17 protein-coding genes are annotated in these 24,345 nt (G+C 71.4%); 12 read left to right on the plus strand and 5 right to left on the minus strand.

Annotated features, from left to right (window positions below; translation table 11 throughout):
* Window positions 1-4: 4 nt before the first annotated feature.
* Window positions 5-271 carry a 30S ribosomal protein S20 gene (gene rpsT / locus RPQ07_RS24770; protein ID WP_313946374.1) on the minus strand — a complete coding sequence of 89 codons (267 nt, stop codon included), beginning with the start codon at window positions 269-271 and terminating at the stop codon, window positions 5-7.
* A gap of 203 nt (window positions 272-474) precedes the next feature.
* Here rpsT and lepA point away from each other — a divergent pair, with 203 nt between their 5' ends.
* Together lepA and RPQ07_RS24780 are read left to right on the plus strand one after the other, a co-directional pair.
* Entirely contained in the window at window positions 475-2,340 is a 1,866-nt protein-coding gene (lepA, locus tag RPQ07_RS24775; protein WP_313946375.1) for a translation elongation factor 4, read from the plus strand.
* Window positions 2,341-2,720: 380 nt separating this feature from the next.
* On the plus strand, window positions 2,721-4,610 hold the full coding sequence (locus tag RPQ07_RS24780; protein WP_313946376.1) for an AMP-dependent synthetase/ligase: 1,890 nt from the start codon (window positions 2,721-2,723) through the stop codon (window positions 4,608-4,610).
* 120 nt (window positions 4,611-4,730) lie between these two features.
* Here RPQ07_RS24780 and RPQ07_RS24785 read toward each other — a convergent pair whose 3' ends face one another.
* The gene (locus RPQ07_RS24785) at window positions 4,731-5,312 is read right to left on the minus strand and encodes a two-component system response regulator (protein ID WP_313946377.1); all 582 of its coding nucleotides are present in this window, start codon (window positions 5,310-5,312) and stop codon (window positions 4,731-4,733) included.
* Window positions 5,313-5,322: 10 nt separating this feature from the next.
* Window positions 5,323-9,444, minus strand: a complete 4,122-nt coding sequence (locus tag RPQ07_RS24790) for a HAMP domain-containing protein (protein WP_313949017.1) — start codon at window positions 9,442-9,444, stop codon at window positions 5,323-5,325.
* A gap of 230 nt (window positions 9,445-9,674) precedes the next feature.
* Here RPQ07_RS24790 and RPQ07_RS24795 point away from each other — a divergent pair, with 230 nt between their 5' ends.
* On the plus strand, window positions 9,675-11,639 hold the full coding sequence (locus tag RPQ07_RS24795) for an ATP-binding SpoIIE family protein phosphatase (RefSeq protein WP_313946378.1): 1,965 nt from the start codon (window positions 9,675-9,677) through the stop codon (window positions 11,637-11,639).
* A 99-nt stretch (window positions 11,640-11,738) separates the two neighbouring features.
* Window positions 11,739-12,980, plus strand: a complete 1,242-nt coding sequence (hemW, locus tag RPQ07_RS24800; protein ID WP_313946379.1) for a radical SAM family heme chaperone HemW — start codon at window positions 11,739-11,741, stop codon at window positions 12,978-12,980.
* 37 nt (window positions 12,981-13,017) lie between these two features.
* Here the strand turns inward: hemW and RPQ07_RS24805 are convergent, their stop codons facing one another.
* Window positions 13,018-13,827, minus strand: coding sequence for a DUF3097 domain-containing protein (locus RPQ07_RS24805; RefSeq protein WP_313946380.1), 810 nt, complete (start codon window positions 13,825-13,827; stop codon window positions 13,018-13,020).
* Between the two features lie 9 nt (window positions 13,828-13,836).
* On the minus strand, window positions 13,837-14,559 hold the full coding sequence (locus RPQ07_RS24810; RefSeq protein WP_313946381.1) for an MBL fold metallo-hydrolase: 723 nt from the start codon (window positions 14,557-14,559) through the stop codon (window positions 13,837-13,839).
* A gap of 163 nt (window positions 14,560-14,722) precedes the next feature.
* Here RPQ07_RS24810 and hrcA point away from each other — a divergent pair, with 163 nt between their 5' ends.
* The 8 genes from hrcA (at window position 14,723) to RPQ07_RS24850 (ending at window position 24,335) form a co-directional block, all read left to right on the plus strand.
* Window positions 14,723-15,748 carry a heat-inducible transcriptional repressor HrcA gene (gene hrcA, locus RPQ07_RS24815; protein WP_313949018.1) on the plus strand — a complete coding sequence of 342 codons (1,026 nt, stop codon included), beginning with the start codon at window positions 14,723-14,725 and terminating at the stop codon, window positions 15,746-15,748.
* Entirely contained in the window at window positions 15,749-16,885 is a 1,137-nt protein-coding gene (gene dnaJ / locus RPQ07_RS24820; RefSeq protein WP_313946382.1) for a molecular chaperone DnaJ, read from the plus strand.
* 78 nt (window positions 16,886-16,963) lie between these two features.
* On the plus strand, window positions 16,964-18,034 hold the full coding sequence (locus RPQ07_RS24825) for a nitronate monooxygenase (protein WP_313946383.1): 1,071 nt from the start codon (window positions 16,964-16,966) through the stop codon (window positions 18,032-18,034).
* The gene (locus RPQ07_RS24830) at window positions 18,034-18,777 is read left to right on the plus strand and encodes a 16S rRNA (uracil(1498)-N(3))-methyltransferase (RefSeq protein ID WP_313946384.1); all 744 of its coding nucleotides are present in this window, start codon (window positions 18,034-18,036) and stop codon (window positions 18,775-18,777) included. Before RPQ07_RS24825 ends, RPQ07_RS24830 begins: the two co-directional genes overlap by 1 nt.
* A gap of 136 nt (window positions 18,778-18,913) precedes the next feature.
* Window positions 18,914-19,531 carry a hypothetical protein gene (locus tag RPQ07_RS24835; RefSeq protein WP_313946385.1) on the plus strand — a complete coding sequence of 206 codons (618 nt, stop codon included), beginning with the start codon at window positions 18,914-18,916 and terminating at the stop codon, window positions 19,529-19,531.
* 72 nt (window positions 19,532-19,603) lie between these two features.
* A complete protein-coding gene (locus tag RPQ07_RS24840; RefSeq protein ID WP_313946386.1) occupies window positions 19,604-22,831 on the plus strand; it encodes a S41 family peptidase in 3,228 nt (1,075 codons plus the stop codon).
* A gap of 96 nt (window positions 22,832-22,927) precedes the next feature.
* The gene (locus RPQ07_RS24845; RefSeq protein ID WP_313946387.1) at window positions 22,928-23,827 is read left to right on the plus strand and encodes an aminoglycoside phosphotransferase family protein; all 900 of its coding nucleotides are present in this window, start codon (window positions 22,928-22,930) and stop codon (window positions 23,825-23,827) included.
* 148 nt (window positions 23,828-23,975) lie between these two features.
* Entirely contained in the window at window positions 23,976-24,335 is a 360-nt protein-coding gene (locus tag RPQ07_RS24850) for a histidine triad nucleotide-binding protein (RefSeq protein WP_313946388.1), read from the plus strand.
* The last annotated feature ends 10 nt before the right edge of the window (window positions 24,336-24,345 follow it).

Genomic DNA, 24,345 nt, shown 5'->3' on the forward strand with positions numbered 1-24,345 from the left:
GCACTCAGCCCTGGAGGGAAGCAACCTTGGAGGCCAGCGCCGACTTCTTGTTGGCGGCGGCGTTCTTGTGGATGACACCCTTCGAGACAGCCTTGTCGAGCTGACGGGAAGCGTCACGAGCGGCCACGGAGGCCTTCTCGAGGTCACCCGCGGCAGCAGCCTCACGGGCCTTGCGGATCGCGGTCTTGAGCGAGGACTTGACGGCCTTGTTGCGCAGGCGCGCCTTCTCGTTCGTCTTGTTCCGCTTGATCTGGGACTTGATGTTCGCCACGAAAGAGCCTTCTCAGGTTCGGTTGATCTTCGATGAGCGTCCCGGGCCGAGAGGGGCACGAGACACAGCTGCCCAGGCTACCAGTCGTCATCCGAGCGGCCCAAACCGAGCGCAGTCCCCTTCCCATGGGACCATGGAGGCTACGTATCGATCCGACATCGCCCGAGACGAGACGCCCCGCGTCTCAAGAATCAGGACCCTGCGTGCCCGCGACTCCCACCAACGTGCCCGAGCCGAGTCGTACCGACCCGGCGCTGATCCGCAATTTCTGCATCATCGCGCACATCGACCACGGCAAGTCGACCCTTGCCGACCGGATGCTCCAGCTGACCGGAGTGGTCGACCAGCGGCAGATGCGTGCTCAGTATCTCGACCGTATGGACATCGAGCGCGAGCGCGGCATCACGATCAAGTCCCAGGCGGTCCGGCTGCCCTGGGCGCCCAGCGAGGGCGACTCCCAGGGCACCACCCACATCCTGAACATGATCGACACCCCGGGCCACGTGGACTTCACGTACGAGGTGTCCCGCTCGCTCGCCGCCTGCGAGGGCACCATCCTGCTCGTGGACGCCGCCCAGGGCATCGAGGCGCAGACCCTCGCCAATCTCTATCTGGCGATGGAGAACGACCTCGCGATCGTTCCGGTGCTCAACAAGATCGACCTGCCCGCCGCGCAGCCGGAGAAGTTCGCCGAGGAGCTGGCGAACCTGGTCGGCTGTGACCCCGACGACGTGCTCCGGGTCTCGGCCAAGACCGGCCTCGGCGTCGAGGCGCTGCTGGACCGGGTGGTCCGTGAGGTGCCCGCCCCGGTCGGTGTGGCCGACGCCCCCGCGCGCGCGATGATCTTCGACTCCGTCTACGACTCGTACCGCGGTGTCGTGACCTATGTGCGAGTCATCGACGGCCAGCTCAACAAGCGCGAGCGCATCCGCATGATGTCCACGGGCGCCACGCACGAGCTGCTGGAGATCGGCACCAACTCGCCGGAGATGCTGCCGGCCGACGGTCTCGGCGTCGGCGAGGTGGGCTATCTGATCACGGGTGTGAAGGACGTCCGCCAGTCCAAGGTCGGTGACACCATCACCACCCTGCACAAGGGCGCCACCGAGGCTCTCGGCGGGTACAAGGACCCGAAGCCGATGGTCTTCTCCGGTCTGTATCCGCTGGACGGCTCGGACTACCCCGAGCTGCGTGAGGCCCTGGACAAGCTCCAGCTCAACGACGCGGCCCTGGTCTACGAGCCGGAGACCTCCGCGGCCCTCGGCTTCGGCTTCCGCGTCGGCTTCCTCGGCCTGCTGCACCTGGACGTGATCCGCGAGCGGCTGGAGCGGGAGTTCGGGCTCGACCTGATCGCCACCGCGCCCAACGTGGTCTACCGCGTGGTCATGGAGGACGGCACCGAGCACACCGTCACCAACCCGAGCGAGTTCCCCGAGGGCAAGATCGCCGAGGTGCACGAGCCGGTCGTGCGCGCCACGATCCTCGCCCCCAGCGAGTTCATCGGTTCGATCATGGAGCTGTGCCAGACCCGCCGCGGCACGCTGCTGGGCATGGACTACCTCTCCGAGGACCGGGTCGAGATCCGCTACACCCTGCCCCTCGCCGAGATCGTCTTCGACTTCTTCGACCAGCTGAAGTCCAAGACGCGCGGCTACGCCTCGCTCGACTACGAGCCCACCGGCGAGCAGTCGTCCAGCCTGGTCAAGGTCGACATCCTGCTGCACGGCGACAAGGTGGACGCCTTCTCGGCCATCACCCACAAGGACGCGGCGTACGCGTACGGCGTGCGGCTCGTCGCCAAGCTCCGGGAGCTCATCCCGCGGCAGGCCTTCGAGGTGCCCATCCAGGCGGCCATCGGCTCCCGGGTCATCGCCCGCGAGACCATCCGCGCCATCCGCAAGGACGTCCTCGCCAAGTGCTACGGCGGTGACATCTCCCGTAAGCGGAAGCTGCTGGAGAAGCAGAAGGAAGGCAAGAAGCGGATGAAGATGGTCGGCAGCGTGGAGGTCCCGCAGGAGGCCTTCATCGCCGTGCTGTCCAGCGACGACGGCGCCAAGAGCAAGAAGTAGGGCCCGCGAGGTCCCGTGCGCAGGGCCCGCGAGGTCCCGCGCACGGAACCCGACGGTCCCGAGGCGCAGGACCCAGGAGCTCGGGGCGGAGGCGCCCGGCCGGATCACGGCCGGGCGCCTCCGTCGTCCCCGGGCTGCGCGGGCCGCAGGGGGAAGGACCCTCGCGGCGGGAGGGCCCGCGGACCGAATACCGTAATAGCTGCCCGTTACACCGATCATCGGATCGGCGCTGCCATCCGCCGTTCGGTTCGTTATCAAGCGGCAGCCCGCTGCCTCTTACGCGCTGGCAGTGTGCCCTTTACTCTGATCACGGCTCGATGGTTACTCGCCAGTTAGAAACCAGCCAGTCGTGCAGTGCTGCCGCAGGCCCGGAGGACGTCGTGAGCGACACACAGACCCTGATCGAGAACCGACCGCCCTCGGTGGCGAACCTGTTCACCGAGCGAGTGGAGGCCACGCCGGACGCCGAGGCCTACCGCTACCCGGTGCCTTCCGCCACCGGTGAGGGGCCCGACGACTGGAAGTCGCTGAGCTGGGGCGAGGCCGCCGGCAGGGTGTACGCCATCGCCGCCGGCCTGATCGCCCTCGGTGTGCAGCCCGAGGACAGGGTCGCGCTCGCGTCCTCGACCCGGGTCGAATGGATCCTGTCCGACCTCGGCGTGATGTGCGCGGGCGGTGCGACCACCACCGTCTATCCGTCCACGAACGCCGAGGAGTCGGCGTACATCCTCTCCGACTCCGACAGCAGGGTGCTCATCGCGGAAGACGCATCCCAGCTCGCCAAGGCGCGTGAGCGCCGGGCCGAGCTGCCCGGCCTCAAGCATGTCGTCGTGTTCGACAGCACGGGCGTCGAGCCGGACGCCGCGGACCCCGAGGGCTGGGTGCTCTCGCTCGCCGACCTCGAGGCGCGCGGCGCGCAGTACCTCGAGACGCACCCGCAGGCGGTCAAGGAGCGGGTCGGGGCGATCACCGCCGACCAGCTGGCGACGCTCATCTACACCTCCGGCACCACGGGACGGCCCAAGGGTGTCCGGCTGCCGCACGACAACTGGTCGTACATGGCGAAGGCCATGGCGGCGACCGGACTGATCGGCCCGGAGGACGTGCAGTACCTCTGGCTGCCGCTCGCGCACGTCTTCGGCAAGGTGCTCACCTCCGGCCAGATCGAGGTCGGCCACGTCACCGCGGTGGACGGCCGGGTCGACAAGATCATCGAGAACCTGCCGGTGGTGCAGCCCACCTACATGGCGGCCGTCCCGCGCATCTTCGAGAAGGTCTACAACGGCGTCGCGGCCAAGGCCCGCGCCGGTGGCGGCGCGAAGTACAAGATCTTCCAGTGGGCCGCGGGCGTCTCACGCGAGTACGCCAAGACCTCGCAGGACAACTTCCGTCGCACCGGCTCCGCGTCCGTGCCCTTCGGTCTGGGCGCCAAGCACAAGGTCGCCGACGCGCTCGTCTACTCCAAGCTGCGGGAAGCCTTCGGCGGAAAGCTGCGCGCCGCCGTCTCTGGTTCCGCCGCCCTCGCCCCCGACATCGGCTACTTTTTCGCGGGTGCCGGCATCCACATCCTCGAGGGCTACGGGCTCACCGAGTCGAGCGCCGCGTCCTTCGTCAACCCGGGCGAGGCCTACCGCACCGGCACGGTCGGCAAGCCGATGCCCGGCACCGAGGTGCGGATCGCCGACGACGGCGAGATCCTGCTCCGCGGCCCCGGCATCATGGAGGGCTACCACGGTCTGCCCGAGAAGACCGAGGAAGTCCTGGAGTCCGACGGCTGGTTCCACACCGGTGACATCGGCGAGCTGTCCGCCGACGGCTATCTGCGGATCACGGACCGCAAGAAGGACCTGATCAAGACCTCCGGCGGCAAGTACATCGCGCCGGCCGAGGTGGAGGGCCAGTTCAAGGCCGTCTGTCCGTTCGTCTCGAACATCCTGGTGCACGGCGCGGACCGGAACTTCTGCACCGCTCTGATCGCGCTCGATGAGCCCACGATCCTGGGCTGGGCCGAGGAGAACGGCCTCGGCGGCAAGCCGTACGCCGAGGTCGTGGCCACCCCGGAGGTCCTGCAGCTGATCGACGGCTATGTGCAGCGCCTCAACGAGGGGCTCCAGCGCTGGCAGACGGTCAAGAAGTTCCGGCTGCTCCCGCGCGACCTGGACATCGAGCACGGCGAGCTCACGCCCAGCCTCAAGCTCAAGAGGCCGGTCGTCGAGCGCGAGTACCAGCACCTGATCGACGAGATGTACGACGGGTCGCGCGAGAAGTAGCAACCCCGGCGCGGTAAGCGGCACCCGCGCAGCGGACACGCCGCGGCGAGCACCCACGCCGCGGCACTCCGCGGCGCGAGGAGCGGCACCCGCGCGGCAAGACGCCGTCGCGGGCGGGGCCTAACGGCTCCGCCCGCGACGCAGTTCCCTGACGCCCTCCTCGATACGCGTCAGCTGGATCCGCAGTTCCGGGACATCGCTCGGCCCGATCCGGCCGAGCTCCGACTCGATGGCGCTCAGCCGGCCGGCGATCGTTTCCAGCTGCTCCTGCTCCGTGGCCAGCATCCGCTCCAACTGGCGTGTCTTGCGGTGCAGTTCGAGGAACACGCTCACCTTCGCCCGCAGCACCCACGGGTCGAACGGCTTCGTCATGAAGTCCGCGGCCCCCGTGGCGTATCCGCGGAAGGCATAGCTGCTGTCGGCCTCCACCCCGGTCAGGAAGATGATCGGGACGTCCTTCGTCTGGTCCAGCCGCTTGATGTTCGAGGCGGTCTCGAAGCCGTCCATGCCCGGCATCCGGACATCGAGCAGGATCACCGCGAACTGCTGCCGCAGCAGCGCCTTCATCGCCTCCTCCCCGGAACGGGCCCTCACCATCGGCTCGTTCAGGGCTCCGAGCACTGCTTCGAGAGCGACAAGGTTGTCGTCCATGTCGTCCACGAGCAGGATGCTCGCGCGATCCGCGGGTGCCTGTGCGCTCATGGTGTCTGCCTCACGTGATGGTCGGCGTAGTGGCCGGCTCTCCTTCGCCGTCCTGCTGCGCCGGTACAGCGGAATGCCCCTCCGGCGGCCCCGCGGACACCGGCGGCCCGGCCGGCGGCTCGCTCTCGGGGTCCAGGAGGGCACAGACGACCGTCAGCAACCGGTCGACGTCCACGGGCTTCGGTACGTACTCGTTGGCACCCTGCGCGATGGACTTCTCGCGGTCCCCGGGCATCGCCTTCGCGGTCAGCGCCACGATCGGCAGATCGGTCCACAGCGGGCTGCGCCGGATCGCCTCGATCGTCTCGTAGCCGTCCATCTCGGGCATCATGATGTCCATCAGGACCAGTTCGACGTCGGGATTGCGCTCCAGCGTCTCGATGCCCTCGCGGCCGTTCTCCGCGTACAGCACGGGCATGCCCACGCGGCCCAGCACATGGGTGAGGGCGAAGACGTTGCGGATGTCGTCGTCGACGATCAGCACCCGGCGGCCCGCCAGGATCGCGCCCGCGCTGCCCGACTTCCACTCCTCGAGCTTCGTCGTCGTCGGCCAGCCGTCGTCCAGCTCCGGACGCGGCGGATGGTCGGTGTGGTGGCGCTCGGGCGCCGTCAGCGGCAGCATCCGCAGATCCTGGACCGTGTGACCTTGCCGCAGGTCGTCGTTCTCCGCGGCGAGGTGCCCCGGGTAGAGCACGGGCGCGTACAGCGTGAAGGTGGAGCCGGCGCCCGGTTCGCTCTCGGCGATGATGCGACCGCCGAGGAGCCCCGCGATCTCGCGGCTGATGGACAGACCGAGGCCGGTGCCGCCGTACTTGCGGTTGGTGGTGCCGTCGGCCTGCTGGAACGCCTCGAAGATCACCGGGAGTTTCTCCGCCGCGATCCCGATGCCGGTGTCCGTGACGGCGAAGGCGATCAGGTCCTCCGCGTCCTTGACCAGGGTGTGGTCGGGGTCCTTGATGCGGTTGACGCGCAGTTCCACGCGGCCCGAGGAGGTGAACTTGATGGCGTTGGACAGCAGGTTCCGCAGGATCTGCTGGAGCCGCTGCTCGTCGGAGTACATCTCGCGCGGTACGTCCTCGCCGACCGCGACCTCGAAGGCCAGTCCGCGGTCCAGTGTGATCGGCCGGAAGGTGGCGTGCACATAGTCGAGCAGCTTGATCAGCGGGAGCTTCTTCGGCCGTACGTCCATACGGCCGGCCTCGATCTTGGACAGGTCGAGGATGTCGTTGATCAGCTGGAGCAGGTCGGATCCCGAGCGGTGGATCGTCGTCGCGAACTGCACCTCCTGGTCGGAGAGACGGCCGTCCGGGTTGTCGGACAGCAGCCGCGCGAGGATGAGCAGGGAGTTCAGCGGGGTGCGCAGTTCGTGCGACATGTTGGCCAGGAACTCCGACTTGTACTGCGACGAGGTCGCCAGCAGGGCGGCCTTCTCCTCCAGCTCCGCGTTGGAGCGCTGCAGTTCGGCCTGCTGCCGCTGGAGTTCGTCGGAGCGCTCCTGGAGCTGGACGGCCAGGCGCTGGGACTCGCCGAGGAGCGACTCCGTACGGGAGTTGGCGATGATGGTGTTGATCGCGACCCCGATGGTGTTCACGAACTGGTCGAAGAAGGCCAGGTGGACGTCGGAGAAGCGGGAGAAGGACGCGAGCTCGATCACTCCGAGCAGCTTGTCCTCGAAGAGGATCGGGATGATGACGACGCTGGCCGGGGACGCCTCGCCCAGCCCTGAGTTGATCTTGATGTAGTCCGGCGGCGCCTCCTCCAGCAGGATCCGCTTCTTCTCCAGGGCCGCCTGCCGCACCAGGCCGTGGCCCGGCATGCCGGTGGTGTCGATGGTGGCGGACTGGGCGGAGCCGTAGCCCGCGATGAAGGCCAGGCCCTTGGTGGTGGAGGTGGTACGGGCCGGGGTGCCGTCGGCGTCCGGGTCGGCCAGGAAGAAGGCGCCGTACTGGGCGTTCACCAGCGGGGTCAGTTCGCGCAGGATCAGGTCGGCGACCTCCATCAGGTCGCGGTGCCCCTGCATCAGACCCGCCAGACGGGCGAGGTTCGACTCCAGCCAGTCCTTGGCCCGGGTGGTCTCCCGGAGGTTGGACACCATCAGGTTGATGTTGTCCTTGAGTTCGGAGACCTCGCCGCGGGTCTCCACGGTGATGGAGCGGGACATGTCGCCCTGGGCCACCGCGGACGCCACCTCGGCGATCGCGCGGACCTGGGTGGTGAGATTGAGCGCCAGCTCGTTCACATTGGTCGTCAGGCGCTTCCAGGTGCCGTACACGCCCTCGACCCGCGCCTGGCCGCCCAACTGGCCCTCGGAGCCCACCTCGCGGGCCACCCGGGTCACCTCGGAGGAGAACGAGGAGAGCGTATCGACCATGGTGTTGATGGTGGTCTTGAGCTCCAGGATCTCGCCGCGGGCGTCCACGTCGATCTTCTTCGACAGGTCGCCCTGTGCCACGGCCGTCGCCACCTGGGCGATGTTGCGCACCTGCGAGGTGAGGTTGTCGGCCATGTAGTTGACGTTGTCCGTGAGGTCCTTCCACAGGCCGGTGACGCCGAGCACCTGGGCCCGGCCGCCGAGTCTGCCGTCCGTGCCGACCTCGCGGGCCACCCGCGTGACCTCGTCGGCGAACGCCCGCAGCTGGTCCACCATCGTGTTGACGGTGTCCTTGAGCTCCAGGATCTCGCCGCGGGCGTCGACGGTGATCTTCTTGGACAGGTCGCCGTTGGCGACGGCGGTGGTGACCTGGGCGATGTTGCGGACCTGGCTGGTGAGGTTGGACGCCATGAAGTTGACGTTGTCCGTGAGGTCCTTCCAGACCCCGGACACGCCGCGGACCTGCGCCTGACCGCCCAGGTTGCCCTCGGTGCCGACCTCGCGGGCGACGCGGGTGACCTCGTCGGCGAAGGCGGAGAGCTGGTCGACCATGGTGTTGATGGTCGACTTGAGTTCGAGGATCTCGCCCTTCGCCTCGACGGTGATCTTCTTGCCCAGATCGCCCTGGGCGACGGCCGTGGAGACCAGGGCGATGTTCCGCACCTGGCTGGTCAGGTTGTCGGCCATGAAGTTGACGTTCTCGGTGAGGTCCTTCCAGACTCCGGACACGCCGCGGACCTGGGCGCGGCCGCCGAGATTGCCCTCGGTGCCGACCTCGCGGGCCACCCGCGTGACCTCGTCGGCGAAGGCGGAGAGCTGGTCGACCATGGTGTTGATGGTCGACTTGAGTTCGAGGATCTCGCCCTGGGCGTCGACGGTGATCTTCTGGGAGAGATCGCCGTTGGCGACGGCAGTGGTGACCTGGGCGATGTTGCGTACCTGGCTGGTGAGGTTGGACGCCATGAAGTTGACGTTGTCCGTGAGGTCCTTCCAGACTCCGGACACGCCGCGGACCTGGGCACGCCCGCCCAACTGGCCCTCGGTGCCGACCTCGCGCGCCACGCGGGTCACCTCGTCCGCGAACGCGGACAGCTGGTCGACCATCGTGTTCACGGTGAGCTTCAGTTCCAGCAGCTCGCCGGTCGCCTCGACGGTCACCGTACGGGTCAGGTCGCCGCGTGCCACCGCCGTGGTCACCGCGGCGATGTCGCGCACCTGTGCGGTGAGCCGGGAGGCCATCGCGTTGACGGCCTCCGTGACGTCCCGCCAACTCCCGGACAGACCCTGAACCTTGGCGCGGCCGCCGAGTCTGCCCTCGGTGCCGACCTCGCGCGCGACCCGCGTGACCTCGCCGGTGAACAGCGACAGCTGGTCGACCATCTTGTTGACCGCGCGGCCCAGCCGGCGCAGATCGCCCCGCAACTGGCGGTTCCCGTCGTGCAGATCGACCCGCTGGGTGAGATCGCCGCCGGCCACCGCGTCCAGGACGCGCGTGGCGTTCGCGGCCGGTACGACCAGGGCGTCCAGCAGGGAGTTCGTCCAGGTCACCCCCGAGGTCCAGGCTCCCTGGCCGGGGCTCGCCGCCAGCCGGTCGTCGAGCCGCCCGTGGCGGACGACCTCCCTGCGTACCCGTGTCAGCTCGTCGGCGAAGTGCTGATTGCGCACGGCGATCTGGTTGAACACCGCGGCCAGTTCCGCCGACATGCCTTCGTGCGTCTCGGCCACCCGGACGCGGAAGTCGCCGTCGCGCAGCGACGTCATCGCGGCCAGCAGCGGGCGCAGTTCCGACGCCCGGATCCAGCCGCCGTCGTCCGGCGTCCTGGCATGCGGCGGGGTGGCCGGGGATGCGGGCGGCGGCACGAGGTCTCTGTTCATATCCGCCCACTTCGGTGACTCGGCGCTTATGGGCAGGCTCAGTCTGTCACTCTGTCGGTGTCAGAAGCGGCGCATTGTGAGAACCGACCGGGAGCCGGACTGTGGGGTCCATTCCGATGCAGCGCGAAACCGTCCACCGCTCAACTCCGTTCTACCCGTTCAGGGATGACGGGCGGTCGGTCACGCGCACCAGCCTGCCGGGGAACCCTCATGCCCCCTCGGCCGCCCGCAGATTCGTCCGGGCGGCCCTCGCCGACTGGACCACCCTCGGTCTCCTGGCCACCTGCGCCTACTGCCGGGGTACGGCGGGCGGCTGCCCGCCCGGCGGGCACAGCACCGACCGGCTCGCGGACGACGCCGTCGTGATCGTCAGTGAACTCGTCACCAACGCCGTCGTGCACGCGGGCACCGCCGTCGAACTCCTGTGCCGCCTCGACCCGTCGGCCGACGGAGAGGCCGCCGCCCTGGTGATCGAGGTCTCCGACCACCACCCTGCCAGGGCCGTGAGCAGCGAGCCCCACGCCGTCACGGACCGCTCGGGCACCCCCGAGTACGGACGCGGTCTGCACCTCGTCGCCGCCCTCGCCGAGCGCTGGGGCATCACCTACCTCTCGGCCCTGAAGACCGTCTGGGCGCGGCTGCCCGTCGACGGCTGGGACACCTTCGCGCTGACCGGTGCCGAACCGGCCATCGACCGCGGTCTGCGGGCCGCCGAGATCCTGGCGCCCTCGCCGCGCGCGTCCGTCGCCCGCGACGACCGCGCGGACCAGAGCCTGGCCGGACGTGGCGCGCTCTCGTTCCTCGCCGAGGCCTCCGACCTGCTGGCCGGACAGCTCGACGAGGACATGGTGGCCGCGCTCGCCGCGCAGCTGCTGGTGCCGCGGCTCGCCGACTGGTGCGCGATCTGGCTGGACGGCGAACCCGGCCGGCCCGCCGTCGGCGGCGAGGGGCCCTCGGCCCCCGTGCAGCGGCTCGCCCGCGTCTGGCACGCCGACGAGTCACGGATCGAGCAGCTGCGCACGGCGCTCGTCGAGGAGCCGCCCATGCTGCCCGAGGGCACGATCGGCGGACCGGTGCCGATCCCGTGGCCGAGCGGGCGCGAGCCGGGCGCGGCCGGGGGCGCCGCACTCGCCTACCGTCTCGTCGCGGGCGGACGCGGCCTCGGCACCCTGCTGCTCGCCCGGCAGGGCCTCGCGCGCGTCCCCGACGACGTGACGGCCCTCACCGAGGACTTCGCCCGCCGCGTGGCACTCGCGATCGGCGCCGCCCGCCAGTACACCCGGCAGGCCACCATCAGCAAGGTCCTCCAGCGCGGCCTCCAGCCCCGCAAGGTGGGCCAGATCCCGGGCGTGGACCGCTTCCTCGTCTACGAGCCCGGCGACGACGGAGTCGCCGGTGGTGACTTCTACGACATCTTCCCGGCCGGCAGCGGCGACCGCTGGTCCTTCATGCTCGGCGACGTCCAGGGCAGCGGCCCCGAGGCGGCCGTCGTCACCGGACTGGCCCGCCCCTGGCTGCGGCTGCTCGCCCGTGAGGGCTACCAGGTCGGCGAGGTGCTCGACCGGCTGAACGGGCTCCTCCTCGACGACGCCATGGAAGCGGCGGAGGCGACCGCGCTGCTCGTCGCCGCGGCCGGCGGCCAGACGGTGCCGGAAGGGCCGCAGGCCCGCTTCCTGTCCCTGCTGTACGGCGAGGTCGTGCCGCTGCCCTCCGGCAGGGGCGTGCGGTGCACGCTGGCGAGCGCGGGGCATCCGCTGCCGCTGGTGCTGCGGCCCGACGGGAGGGTGCACACCGTCGCCGAGCCGCAGGTCCTGCTCGGGGTCGTGGAGGACGTCGCGTACCAGAGCCAGACCTTCGACCTGGAGCCCGGTGACACGCTGCTCTGCGTCACGGACGGGGTGACCGAGCGGCGCTCGGGGGCCCGGATGTTCGACGACGGTGACGGGCTGGCCACCGCTCTCGCCGGATGCGTGGGACTGACGGCGCAAGGGGTCGGCGAGCGGATCAGGCAGGCCGTGCACGACTTCTCGGACACCCCGCTGGGCGACGATCTGGCGCTGCTCGTGCTCCAGGTGCAGTGACGTACGCCTCCGGTGCGGTGACCTGCCGGGGACGGCACGGCCTCTGCCCCCGGAGCCCCGCCCGGCGCGCGGTCCGGGCTTTCGCACCGGTGACGGACAATGGGGGGCATGCCTTCCGTACTGCCCGATGGTGAGCCCATGCCCGAGGACGGGGCGCTCCCGGCGTCCGCCCTCGACGGCGCCGGTGACCGGCCGCTCGCCTTCTATCTGCATGTGCCGTACTGCGCGACGCGCTGCGGTTACTGCGACTTCAACACCTACACCGCCACCGAGCTGCGCGGCTCGGGCGGTGTACTGGCCTCCCGCGACAACTACGCCGCCACCCTCGCCGACGAGGTGCGCCTCGCCCGCAAGGTGCTCGGCGACGACCCGCGGCCGGTCAGCACGGTGTTCGTCGGGGGCGGTACGCCGACGCTGCTGGACGCAGCCGACCTGGTGTCCATGCTGGGCGCCGTCCGGGAGGAGTTCGGGCTCGCGGACGACGCGGAGATCACCACCGAGGCGAACCCCGAGTCCGTCGGTCCGGAGTATCTGGAGAAGCTGCGGGCCGGAGGATTCAACCGGATCTCGTTCGGCATGCAGAGCGCCAAGCAGCACGTCCTGAAGGTGCTGGACCGCACGCACACACCCGGACGCCCCGAGGCCTGCGTCGCGGAGGCCCGCGCCGCCGGCTTCGACCATGTGAACCTCGACCTGATCTACGGCACCCCCGGCGAGAGCGACGACGACTGGCGCGCGTCGCTCGCGGCCGCGGTGGGCGCGGGACCCGACCATGTCTCGGCGTACGCGCTGATCGTGGAGGAGGGCACCCAGCTGGCCCGGCGCATCCGGCGGGGCGAGGTGCCCATGACCGACGACGACGTGCACGCGGACCGCTATCTCATCGCGGACTCCGTGCTGTCCGAGGCGGGCTTCTCCTGGTACGAGGTCTCCAACTGGGCCACCTCCGACGCGGGCCGCTGTCTGCACAACGAGCTGTACTGGCGCGGCGCCGACTGGTGGGGCGCGGGCCCCGGAGCGCACAGCCATGTGGGCGGGGTGCGCTGGTGGAACGTGAAGCACCCGGGCGCGTACGCGGCGGCGCTGGCCGAGGGGCGCTCGCCCGGAGCGGGCCGCGAACTCCTGTCGGCGGAGGACCGGCGCGTCGAGCGGATCCTGCTGGAGCTGCGGCTGAGGGACGGCGTGCCGCTGTCGCTGCTGAAGCCGGCGGGGCTGGCGGCGGCGGGCAAAGCCCTGGCGGACGGGCTGCTGGAGCCCGCGGCCTACGAGGCGGGCTCGGCCGTGCTGACGCTGCGGGGAAGGCTGCTCGCGGACGGGGTCGTCCGGAACCTGGTGGACTGACCCGCCGCCCCGCTGCCCCCTCGGAGGGCCACGCCGCTCACTCCGGCGGCAGCGTCACGAAGTCGATCAGCTCCTCGACCCGGCCCAGCAGCTCCGGCTGGAGGTCACGGTAGGACCGCACCCGGGACAGGATGTGCTGCCAGGCGGCGCCGGTGTTCGGCGGCCAGCCCAGCGCGCGGCACACACCCGTCTTCCAGTCCTGGCCCCGCGGGACGACGGGCCATGCCGGGATCCCCACCGACGACGGCTTCACCGCCTCCCAGATGTCGATGTACGGATGGCCCACCACGAGCACGTGCGGGTCCGTGACCGACGCGGCGATACGGGACTCCTTGGACCCCGGGACCAGATGGTCGACCAGGACACCGAGGCAGGCGTCGGGCCCGGGGGCGAAGTCGGCGACGATCGACGGGAGGTCGTCGACACCCTCCAGGTACTCGACCACCACCCCCTCGATGCGCAGGTCGTCGCCCCAGACCCGCTCCACGAGCTCGGCGTCGTGGCGGCCCTCGACGTAGATGCGGCCCGCCCTCGCCACCCTGGCCCGGGCGCCGGGCACGGCGACGGAACCCGAGGCCGTACGGGCCGGCGCGGCCGGTGCGCCCGCGCCGGGCCGGACCAGCGTCACCACCCGGCCCTCCAGCAGAAAGCCCCGTGCGGTCAGCGGGAAGACCCGGTGCTTGCCGAAGCGGTCCTCCAGGGTCACCGTCCCGGCCTCGCAGCCGGTCACCGCGCCGCAGAAGCCGGTGGTGACCTCCTCCACGACCAGATCCCGGTCGGCGGGGACCTCCGGCACGGCGGAGGGCTTCTTCCAAGGGGGCGTCAGATCGGGGCTGTAGCTGCGCATTCGGCGACGCTACGGCACCCCGAAGCGCTCCGCCAGCACGTCACGCTGTGCGCGGACGAACGCCGCGTCCACCACCGCGCCGTGCCCGGGGACGTACAGCGCGTCCTCTCCGCCGAGCGCGAGCAGCCGGTCCAGGGCCGCCGGCCAGCGCGAGGGCATCGCGTCCGGACCCGCCTGCGGCTCCCCGGACTCCTCCACCAGATCGCCGCAGAACACGACCTCCCGGTCGCCCGGCACGAGGAGCGCCAGATCGTGGCCCGTGTGCCCGGGGCCCACATTGGCCAGCAGCACCTGGCGTCCGCCGAGGTCCAGTGTCCGTTCACCGGTGACCACGTGCTGCGGCGCGACCAGCAGATCGGTCGCCTCGGCGGCATCGTCCGGCGCCACGCCGTGCCGTACGGCGTCGGCCCGGAGTTCGTCGCGGTCCCGGCGCAGGACGACATCGACGGCGACCGCGCCGAAGACCTCCACCGCGGAGAAGGCGGCCGTCCCCAGAACATGGTCGAAGTGGGGATGACTCAGTGCGACATGCGTCACTCGGCGGCCGCCCAGCAGCGCCTCCGCCTGGGTGCGCAGCTCCACGCCCTCACGCAGCGTGGACCCCGTGTCGAACAGCAGGACGGCCTCGTCACCGGCGACCAGCCCCACGGTCGCGTCCCAGACGGGCATCCTGCGCCGCCCGACCCCGTCGGCCAGTTGCTCCCAGCCGAAGTCTTCCCAACGGACGTCCATAACGCGACGCTACTGGCAACGACCAGCAAAGGCGCGCGGTAGCCTGGTCGGCCGCCTTGCTAGAGCCGTACCCCACGGCCGTACACTGGCACGGGGATTGCTGGCACTCGGACCCGGGGAGTGCCAAGCAGCCACCGAGGAACCAGAGCTGGAGGTGTGCGCGGTGCTCAGTGAACGCAGACTCGAGGTGCTGCGCGCGATCGTCCAGGACTATGTCGGCACCGAGGAACCTGTGGGTTCCAAGGCGCTCACGGAGCGTCACAATCTCGGCGTCTCGCCGGCCACGGTCCGGAACGACATGGCGGTGCTGGAGGACGAGGGCTTCATCGCCCAGCCGCACACCAGCGCCGGCCGTATCCCGACGGACAAGGGGTACCGGCTCTTCGTCGACAAGCTGGCCGGGGTCAAGCCCCTGTCGTCGCCGGAGCGCCGCGCCATCCAGAACTTCCTGGACGGGGCCGTCGACCTCGACGACGTCGTGGGCCGTACGGTGCGGCTGCTCGCGCAGCTGACCCGGCAGGTCGCCGTCGTGCAGTACCCGTCGCTGACCCGGTCCACCGTCCGGCACGTCGAGCTCCTCTCCCTGGCGCCCGCCCGGCTGATGCTCGTGCTGATCACGGACACCGGCCGGGTCGAGCAGCGGATGATCGACTGCCCCGCGCCCTTCGGCGACACCTCGCTCGCGGACCTGCGGGCCCGGCTCAACAGCCGGGTCGTCGGGCGCCGTTTCGCGGATGTGCCGCAGCTGGTGCAGGACCTGGCGGAATCCTTCGAGCCGGAGGACCGCGGCACCGTCACGACGGTGCTGTCCACCCTGCTCGAGACCCTGGTCGAGGAGACCGAGGAGCGGCTGATGATCGGCGGCACCGCCAATCTGACCCGCTTCGGACACGACTTCCCGCTCACGATCCGGCCGGTGCTGGAGGCGCTGGAGGAGCACGTCGTGCTGCTCAAGCTGCTCGGCGAGGCCAAGGAGTCGGGCGGGATGGGCATGACCGTACGGATCGGTCACGAGAACGCCCATGAGGGCCTCAACTCCACGTCCGTCGTCTCGGTCGGCTACGGTTCGGGCGACGAGGCAGTTGCCAAACTCGGCGTGGTCGGACCGACCCGCATGGACTACCCCGGAACGATGGGAGCGGTACGCGCAGTGGCACGTTACGTCGGACAGATCCTGGCGGAGTCGTAAGTGGCCACGGACTACTACGCCGTACTCGGCGTGCGCCGAGACGCATCCCAGGACGAGATCAAGAAGGCCTTCCGCCGGCTTGCGCGTGAACTCCACCCGGATGTGAATCCGGACCCGAAGACGCAGGAGCGCTTCAAGGAGATCAACGCGGCCTACGAGGTCCTCTCGGATCCGCAGAAGAAGCAGGTCTACGACCTCGGCGGCGACCCGCTGTCCCAGGCGGGCGGCGGTGGCGCCGGAGGCTTCGGCGCCGGTGGCTTCGGGAACTTCTCGGACATCATGGACGCCTTCTTCGGGACGGCGTCGCAGCGGGGGCCGAGGTCGCGTACGCGGCGCGGCCAGGACGCGATGATCCGGCTGGAGATCGACCTCAACGAGGCGGCCTTCGGCACGACGAAGGACATCCAGGTCGACACGGCCGTCGTCTGTACGACGTGTTCGGGCGAGGGCGCGGCGCCGGGCACCTCGGCGCAGACATGTGACATGTGCCGCGGTCGCGGTGAGGTCTCGCAGGTCACGCGTTCGTTCCTGGGCCAGGTCATGACGTCCCGGCCGTGCCCCCAGTGCCAGGGCTTCGGGACCGTCGTCCCGACCCCGTGCCCGGAGTGCGCCGGAGACGGCCGGGTCCGCTCGCGCCGCACGCTGACCGTGAAGATCCCCGCCGGTGTCGACAACGGCACCCGGATCCAGCTCGCGGGCGAGGGCGAGGTCGGCCCTGGCGGCGGCCCCGCCGGTGACCTGTACGTGGAGATCCACGAGCTGGCCCACGGCGTCTTCCAGCGGCGTGGCGACGACCTGCACTGCACGGTCACCATTCCGATGACGGCGGCGGCCCTCGGCACCAAGGTGCCGCTGGAGACGCTCGACGGCATGGAGGAGGTCGACATCCGCCCGGGCACGCAGTCCGGACAGTCGATCCCGCTGCACGGCCGCGGCATCACGCACCTGCGCGGTGGCGGTCGGGGCGACCTGATCGTGCACGTCGAGGTGATGACGCCCTCGAAGCTGGACCCGGAGCAGGAGCGGGTGCTGCGGGAGCTGGCGAAGCTGCGCGGCGAGGAGCGGCCGACCGGCCAGTTCCAGCCAGGGCAGCAAGGGCTGTTCTCGCGCCTGAAGGACGCGTTCAACGGACGGTAGAACCGGCCGCGGCCCCGATATCCGGGGCCGCGTCGGGTCCGATTCGGCCGGGCGGGGCCGACGTGGCACCATGCGTGCATGTCCTCCGCACTGACCGATCTCTGCCGGTATCCGATCGTGCAGGCCCCCATGGCGGGCGGCGCGTCGTCCCCGCAGTTGGCCGCAGCCGTGTCCGAGGCCGGTGGCCTCGGATTCCTGGCCGCCGGGTACAAGACCGCGGACGGCATGTACCAGCAGATCAAACAGATCCGCGGGCTCACGAGCCGGCCCTTCGGCGTGAATCTGTTCATGCCGCAGCCCGGTGCGACCGACCCCGCCGCCGTGGAGGTCTACCGGCACCAGCTCGCCGGTGAGGCGGCCTGGTACGAGACGCCGCTCGGCGATCCCGACTCCGGCCTGGACGACGGGTACGAGGCCAAGCTCGCGATCCTCCTCGACGACCCCGTCCCGGTCGTCTCCTTCACCTTCGGCTGCCCCAAGCGGGACGTGCTCCAGTCCTTCGCCAAGGCCGGCACCTTCACCGTCGTCACCGTCACCTCGCCCGAAGAGGCGCAGGCCGCGCAGCGGGCCGGCGCGGACGCCGTGTGCGTTCAGGGCGTCGAGGCCGGCGGCCACCAGGGCACGCACCGCGACGACCCGGCGGCCGACGGCAGCGGGGTGGGACTGCTCACCCTCGTCGCCCTGGTCCGCGAGGCCGTTCCGCTGCCGGTGATCGCGGCCGGCGGACTGATGCGCGGCGGCCAGATCGCCGGCGTGCTCGCGGCCGGTGCCGCGGCGGCGCAGCTCGGCACCGCGTTCCTGGTCTGCCCCGAGTCCGGCGCGAACACCCTGCACAAGCAGGCCATGACCAACCCCCTCTTCGTACGCACCGAACTGACCCGGGCCTTCTCGGGCCGGCCGGCGCGCGGGCTCGTCAACCGCTTCATGCGTGAGCACGGGCCGTACGCCCCCGCCGCGTATCCGCAGGTGCACCATCTGACGAGCGGGCTGCGCAAGGCGGCGGCCAAGGCCGGCGACGCCCAGGGCATGGCCCTGTGGGCCGGTCAGGGGCACCGGCTGGCCCGTGAGCTGCCGGCCGCACAGCTGGTGGAGGTGCTGGCCGCCGAGCTGGACTCCGCGCGCGCCGCGCTGGCGCTGGACGCCTCCTGATGACCGCACCCGTCTTCCTGGTGGACTCCCTGGAGGGGGTCGCGGCCGGTTCCGCCGTCGTGCTGGACGGTCCCGAGGGACGGCATGCCGTGTCCGTACGCCGGCTCCAGCAGGGTGAGGAGATCGTGCTCACCGACGGGCTCGGACGCGGGGCGGCCGGCGTCGTGCTGCGGACCGAGGGCAAGGACCGGCTGGAGGTGGAGGTGCGGGACCTCCCGGTCGAGAGCGAGCCGGCGCCGCGTATCACCGTCGTCCAGGCGCTGCCCAAGGGCGACCGCGGTGAACTCGCCGTCGAGACCATGACGGAGACCGGCGTCGACGCGGTCGTGCCCTGGCAGGCCGCCCGCTGCATCACGCAGTGGAAGGGCGAGCGGGGCGCGAAGTCGCAGGCGAAGTGGCGGGCCACCGCGCGCGAGGCGGGCAAGCAGTCGCGCCGGCTCCGCTTCCCGGAGGTCGCGGACGCAGCAACGACCAAGCAGGTTGCGGCACTTCTGGCCACAGCGGACTTCGCGGCCGTGCTGCACGAGGAGGGGGCGGAACCGCTGGCCACCGCCGAGCTGCCGGCCGAGGGATCGATCGTGCTGGTCGTGGGCCCCGAGGGCGGAGTGTCCCCGGAGGAACTCGCGGCGTTCGCGGAGGCGGGAGCCAAGCCGTACCGGCTGGGACGCAGTGTGCTGCGCACCTCGACGGCGGGCACGGCGGCGACGGCGCTGCTGCTGGGCCGCACGGGGCGCTGGGGCTGACCGCCCTGGTGCGCGGGCCGTTGGGGCGGGAGGGGCCCGACGGCGTCCCCGATGACGGTGATTGACCGCAACGGCCCTGTTGCTTCCCGCCCGCCGGTGCCAGTCTCGCTTCATGCGGGGAATGACACTGCGGGGAATGACACTGCGGGGAAGAGCACTGCGGAAAACGGGACCGCACGGAACGACACGGCGAAGAACGGCAGTTCGCCCGGCGGGAGACGCGGAGCCCGGCCGCACCGGCCGCACCGGCCGGACGCGCCCGAGACGCACGCTCGCCGCGATCGCCGTCGCGGGCACGGCGGTCGGGGTCCTGGCGGCCTGCGAGCCGGCGACCGGGGGACTGAGTTCCGTCGCCGTGTCCGTCACCACGGACCGCACGGGCACCAGCACCCTGGAGCGCATCGGCTTCGACGTGCGCTGGCTCAGCTGCACCGCCACCCTCGACGACGCGGGCAACTCCTCGCCGTCGCCCAGCAGGACGGGGACAGCCACCGTCGACTGCCAGGGCGAGACCGAGGCGGGGCAGAAGATCACGCTCAAGGGCAAGGTGACCGAGGAGCGTTCGGGCCGGTGCGTCCGCGGCGACCTCCTGGCCAGGGTGGACGGCAAGGTCGTCTTCGAGGCGACCGTCCTCGGCAACTGCTCGGCCACGCCCAGCAGTTCGCCCCGCCCCACCCCTCCCGGCTCCGATCCGCGGCCCGCCGTCACCGTCACGGTGACCGTCACCGAGACGGTCGACCCGCCGGGGAAGTGACCCGGCCCGATCCACACGACAGGCCCTGGCAAAGCCGTGACCCGGCACCCCTGGCCTGCCTAGGGTGACGGTGTGACGCAGCCTGCCTACCTTCGGTATCCGCATGTCCACGGCGAGTTGATCGCCTTCACCGCAGAGGACGACGTCTGGGTCGCCCCGCTCGACGGCGGACGCGCCTGGCGCGTGAGCGCCGACAACGTGCCCGTCGACCATCCCCGTATCTCACCCGACGGCACCCGCATAGCCTGGACCTCACGCCGGGACGGCGCGCCCGAGGTGCATGTCGCGCCCGTCGACGGCGGGCCGGCCGACCGGCTGACGTACTGGGGCAGCGCCAGGACGTCCGTACGCGGCTGGACCCCGCAGGGCGAGGTCCTCGCCATCAGCACCCAGGGTCAGGCCTCGCTGCGCCGCAGCTGGGCGCGGTCGGTGCCGCTCGACGGCGGACCCGCGACGCAGCTGCCCTACGGGCCGGTCGGCGGCCTGGCGTACGGCTCCGGCGTACTGCTGCTCTCCGCCACGATGGGCCGCGAGGCCGCTGCCTGGAAGCGCTACCGGGGCGGCACCGCGGGCAAGTTGTGGATCGACCGGGACGGCTCGGGGGAGTTCGTACGCCTCCACGAGGACGTCGACGGGAACATCGAGTACCCGCTGTGGGTGGGTCCCCACGGCGAAGCGGGGGAGGGGATCGCGTTCCTCTCGGACCACGAGGGCGTCGGAGCCGTCTACTCGTCCCGGCCGGACGGGTCGGACCTGAAGCGTCACACCCCTCTCGGTACCGGCGACGCCGCCGACGGCTTCTACGCCCGGCACGCGGCCACCGACGGGACCCGTGTCGTGTACGCCTCCGCCGGTGAGCTGTGGATCCTCGACGACCTCGACGGCGCCGCGCCCCGCCGTCTCGACATCCGGCTCGGCGGGCAGCGCACCGATCTGCGCCCGCGTCCCGTGAAGGCCGAACGCCACCTCGGTACCGCGGCCCCCGACCGCACCGGTCGCGGCAGCGCCGTGGAGATCCGCGGCGGCATCCACTGGGTCACCCACCGGGACGGGCCCGCGCGGGCGCTGGCCGTGGAACCGGGCGTGAGGGCTCGGCTGCCCCGCGTCTTCCGGGCGGACGGGGAGGAGCAGGTCGTCTGGGTCACCGACGCGGAGGGCGAGGACGCACTGGAATTCGCCCCGGCGACCGGCCTCGCGCCCGGCGCGGCACCGCGCAGGTGGGCGGCCGGACAGCTCGGCCGCGTCCTCGGTCTGGCCGTCGCACCGGACGGCAGCCGGGCGGCCGTCGCCGCCCACGACGGGCGGGTCCTGCTCGTCGACCGCGAGACGGGAGAGGTCCGCGAGATCGACCGCGGCGAGCACAGTGAAGCCACCGGGCTGGTCTTCTCGCCCGACTCCCGGTGGCTGGCCTGGTCGCACGCCGGACCGTCCCCGCTGCGCCAACTCAAGCTGGCCGATGTGCGCGACCTGTCCGTCGTCGAGGCGACCCCGCTGCGATTCCGCGACTACCAGCCCGCGTTCACCCTCGACGGCAGGCATCTGGCGTTCCTGTCCGAGCGCGACTTCGACCCGGTCTACGACACCCATGTCTTCGACCTCGCGTTCGTCGGCGGCTGCCGCCCGCATCTGATCACGCTCGCGGCCACCACCCCGTCGCCGTTCGGACCGCAGCGGCACGGCCGGCCGTTCGAGGAGGACAAGGACCGGGGCCCGGACGGCGGCGGCGAGGTGCCCGCCACCCGGATCGACGTCGAGGGACTGGCCGACCGGATCGTGCCCTTCCCGGTCGAGGCGGGCAGCTACTCCACCCTGCGCGCGGCGAAGGACGGGCTGTTGTGGCTGCGCCACCCGTTGCGCGGCGCGCTCGGAGCCACCCGCGCCACCCCCGACGACGAGGGACCCACGACCGCTCTGGAGCGCTACGACCTCGTCCAGCAGCGCACCGAGGAACTCGCCGCGGACGCCGACGGGTTCTCGGTCAGCGGCGACGGCAAGCGGGTGCTGCTGCGCACCGACGACAAGCTGAAGGTCGTCCCCGCCGACCGGCGGGCCTCGCGCGACGACGACAGCGACACCAACGTCTCCGTCGATCTCTCCCGCGTCCGCCGCACCGTCGACCCGGCGGCCGAGTGGCGGCAGATGTACGACGAGGCCGGACGGCTGATGCGCGACAACTTCTGGCGCGCGGACCTCGGCGGCGTCGACTGGGACGGCGTACTGGACCGCTACCGGCCGGTGCTGTCCCGGGTGGCCACCCACGACGATCTGATGGATCTGCTGTGGGAGGTGCAGGGCGAACTCGGCACCTCGCACGCGTACATCGTCCCGCGCGGCGGTCAGGGGCAGAGCGCCCGTCGCCAGGGCCTCTTCGGCGCGGACATCTCCCGCTCGGCGGACGGCCTGTGGCGCGTCGACCGTGTCCTGCCGTCCGAGACGTCCGACCCGAGCGCCCACTCCCCGCTCGCCGCCCCCGGAGCCGCGGTGCACGCCGGCGACGCGATCCTCGCGGTGGACGGCCGGCCCGTCGACCGGGTCGCCGGACCGGGCCCACTGCTGGTCGGCACGGCGGGCAAGCCGGTCGAACTCACCGTCGCGCCCGCGGACGGCGGCGATCCGCGCCACGCGGTCGTCGTCCCGCTCGCCGACGAGGAGCCGCTGCGCTACCACGCATGGGTCGCCGACCGGCGCGCCTACGTCCACGAGCACTCCGCGGGACGGCTGGGCTATCTGCACGTCCCCGACATGCAGGCGCCGGGCTGGGCCCAGATCCACCGGGATCTGCGCGTCGAGGTGGCGCGCGAGGGCCTCGTCGTGGACGTGCGGGAGAACCGCGGCGGGCACACCTCCCAGCTGGTCGTGGAGAAGCTGGCACGCCGGGTCGTGGGCTGGGCCGTGCCGCGCGGGATGCAGCCGTACAGCTATCCGGCGAACGCGCCGCGGGGTCCGGTCGTGGCGGTGGCGAACGAGTTCTCGGGCTCGGACGGCGACATCGTCAACGCGGCGATCAAGGCCCTGGGGATCGGTCCCGTCGTGGGCACCCGGACCTGGGGCGGGGTCATCGGCATCGACAACCGCTACTCCCTGGTGGACGGCACGGGGGTCACCCAGCCCAAGTACGCCTTCTGGGTGGAGGGTTACGGGTGGGGCGTGGAGAACTACGGCGTCGACCCGGACGTGGAAGTGGTGATGACCCCGCAGGACCATGCGGCGGGCCGCGATCCGCAGCTGGACGAGGCGATCCGGATGGCGCTCGCCGTTCTGGCGGAGAACCCGGCGAGGACGCCCCCGGTGCCGGACTGACATGGGTACGGCCGGTCCCCGGGAGCCCCCGGGGACCGGCACCTGTACGGAAAGCTGTTTGACGACCGGCTGCCGCGGGCGGTCGGATGGCGCCTCATGAACACAGGGCAGGTGCATCCGGGCCCGCACCCCGTCGACGAGGGCCTCGTACGACGCCTGGTCGCCGGGCAGTTCCCGCAGTGGGCGGGCCTCCCGGTGGAACGGTTCGCCTCCGGTGGCACCGTCAACGCCATGTACCGGCTCGGCGATCGCATGGCCGTGCGGCTGCCACTGATCGAGGGCGGAGCCGGGGACGTGTCGATGGAGCAGGAGTGGCTGCCGCGCCTGGCGCCGTTGCTGCCCACGCCGATCCCCGAGGTGCTCGGGGCAGGGAAGCCCGCCGAGGGATATCCGTGGCCGTGGTCGGTGCACCGGTGGCTGGCCGGGCGGCACCCCGAGGAGGGAGCGCTGAGCGAGCCCGTGCTGCTGGCCGGGGATCTGGCGCGCTTCGTGGCGGCGATGCGGAGCATCACCCTGCCGGGCGCTCCGGTGGCCCACCGCGGCGGGCCGCTCACCTCACTCGACGCCGAGACCCGGGCGGCGATCGACGAACTGCGGGGGATTCCGCAGGAGGACGTCGACTGCGATGCCGCGCTCGCCGTCTGGGAGGACGCGCTGCGGGCCCCTGACCACGAGGGGCCGCCGGTGTGGCTGCACGCCGACCTGATGCCGGGCAACCTGCTGGTGGACGGCGGCAGGCTGACCGCGGTGATCGACTTCGGGTGCACGGGAGCGGGCGATCCCGCCTGCGACCTGTTCCCCGCCTGGAATCTGCTGCCCGCCGGCGCCAGGGACGTCTTCCGTGAAGCACTCGGCGTGGACGACGCGGCCTGGCGCCGCGGCCGTGCGCGGACGCTCTCGCAGGCGGTGATCGCGCTGCCGTACTACCGCACGACGAACCCGGCGATGGCGCGCAACGCCCGGCATGTGATCCGGGCGGTGCTGGGGGAGGACTGAGCGGGACAGGAGCCGTCCCGGGCCTTGCCGTCCGTCGAAGCCCCGCCGGACGGCAAGCCCTCCTGGGCGCGCGGGTGGGGCCCGCGGGGAGGCCGGGGCGGTCGATACGATGTGGCGGGTAACCACCCCACGCGAGGAGGACCCCGGCATGGCGGGAGAACCGCAGGCTGACTGCCTGTTCTGCAAGATCGTCGCGGGGGAGGTGCCGGCCACCGTCGTACGGGACACCGAGACCGTCCTGGCCTTCCGGGACATCAATCCCCAGGCCCCGACGCACGTCCTGGTCATCCCCAAGGCCCACTACCGGGACGCCGCCGCGCTCGCCGCGGGCGCCCCCGACCTGGCCGCCGACGTGCTGCGCGAGGCCGGCGAGATCGCCGCGCAGGAGAAGACGGTCGAGCGGGGGTACCGCATCGTCTTCAACACGGGCGCCGGAGCGGGCCAGACGGTCTTCCACGCGCACGCCCATGTGCTCGGCGGCCGCGGCCTCGAATGGCCTCCCGGATAACGGGCAGTCC

The organism is Streptomyces sp. AM8-1-1 (genome assembly GCF_032229325.1).
Lineage (GTDB): Bacteria > Actinomycetota > Actinomycetes > Streptomycetales > Streptomycetaceae > Streptomyces > Streptomyces achmelvichensis.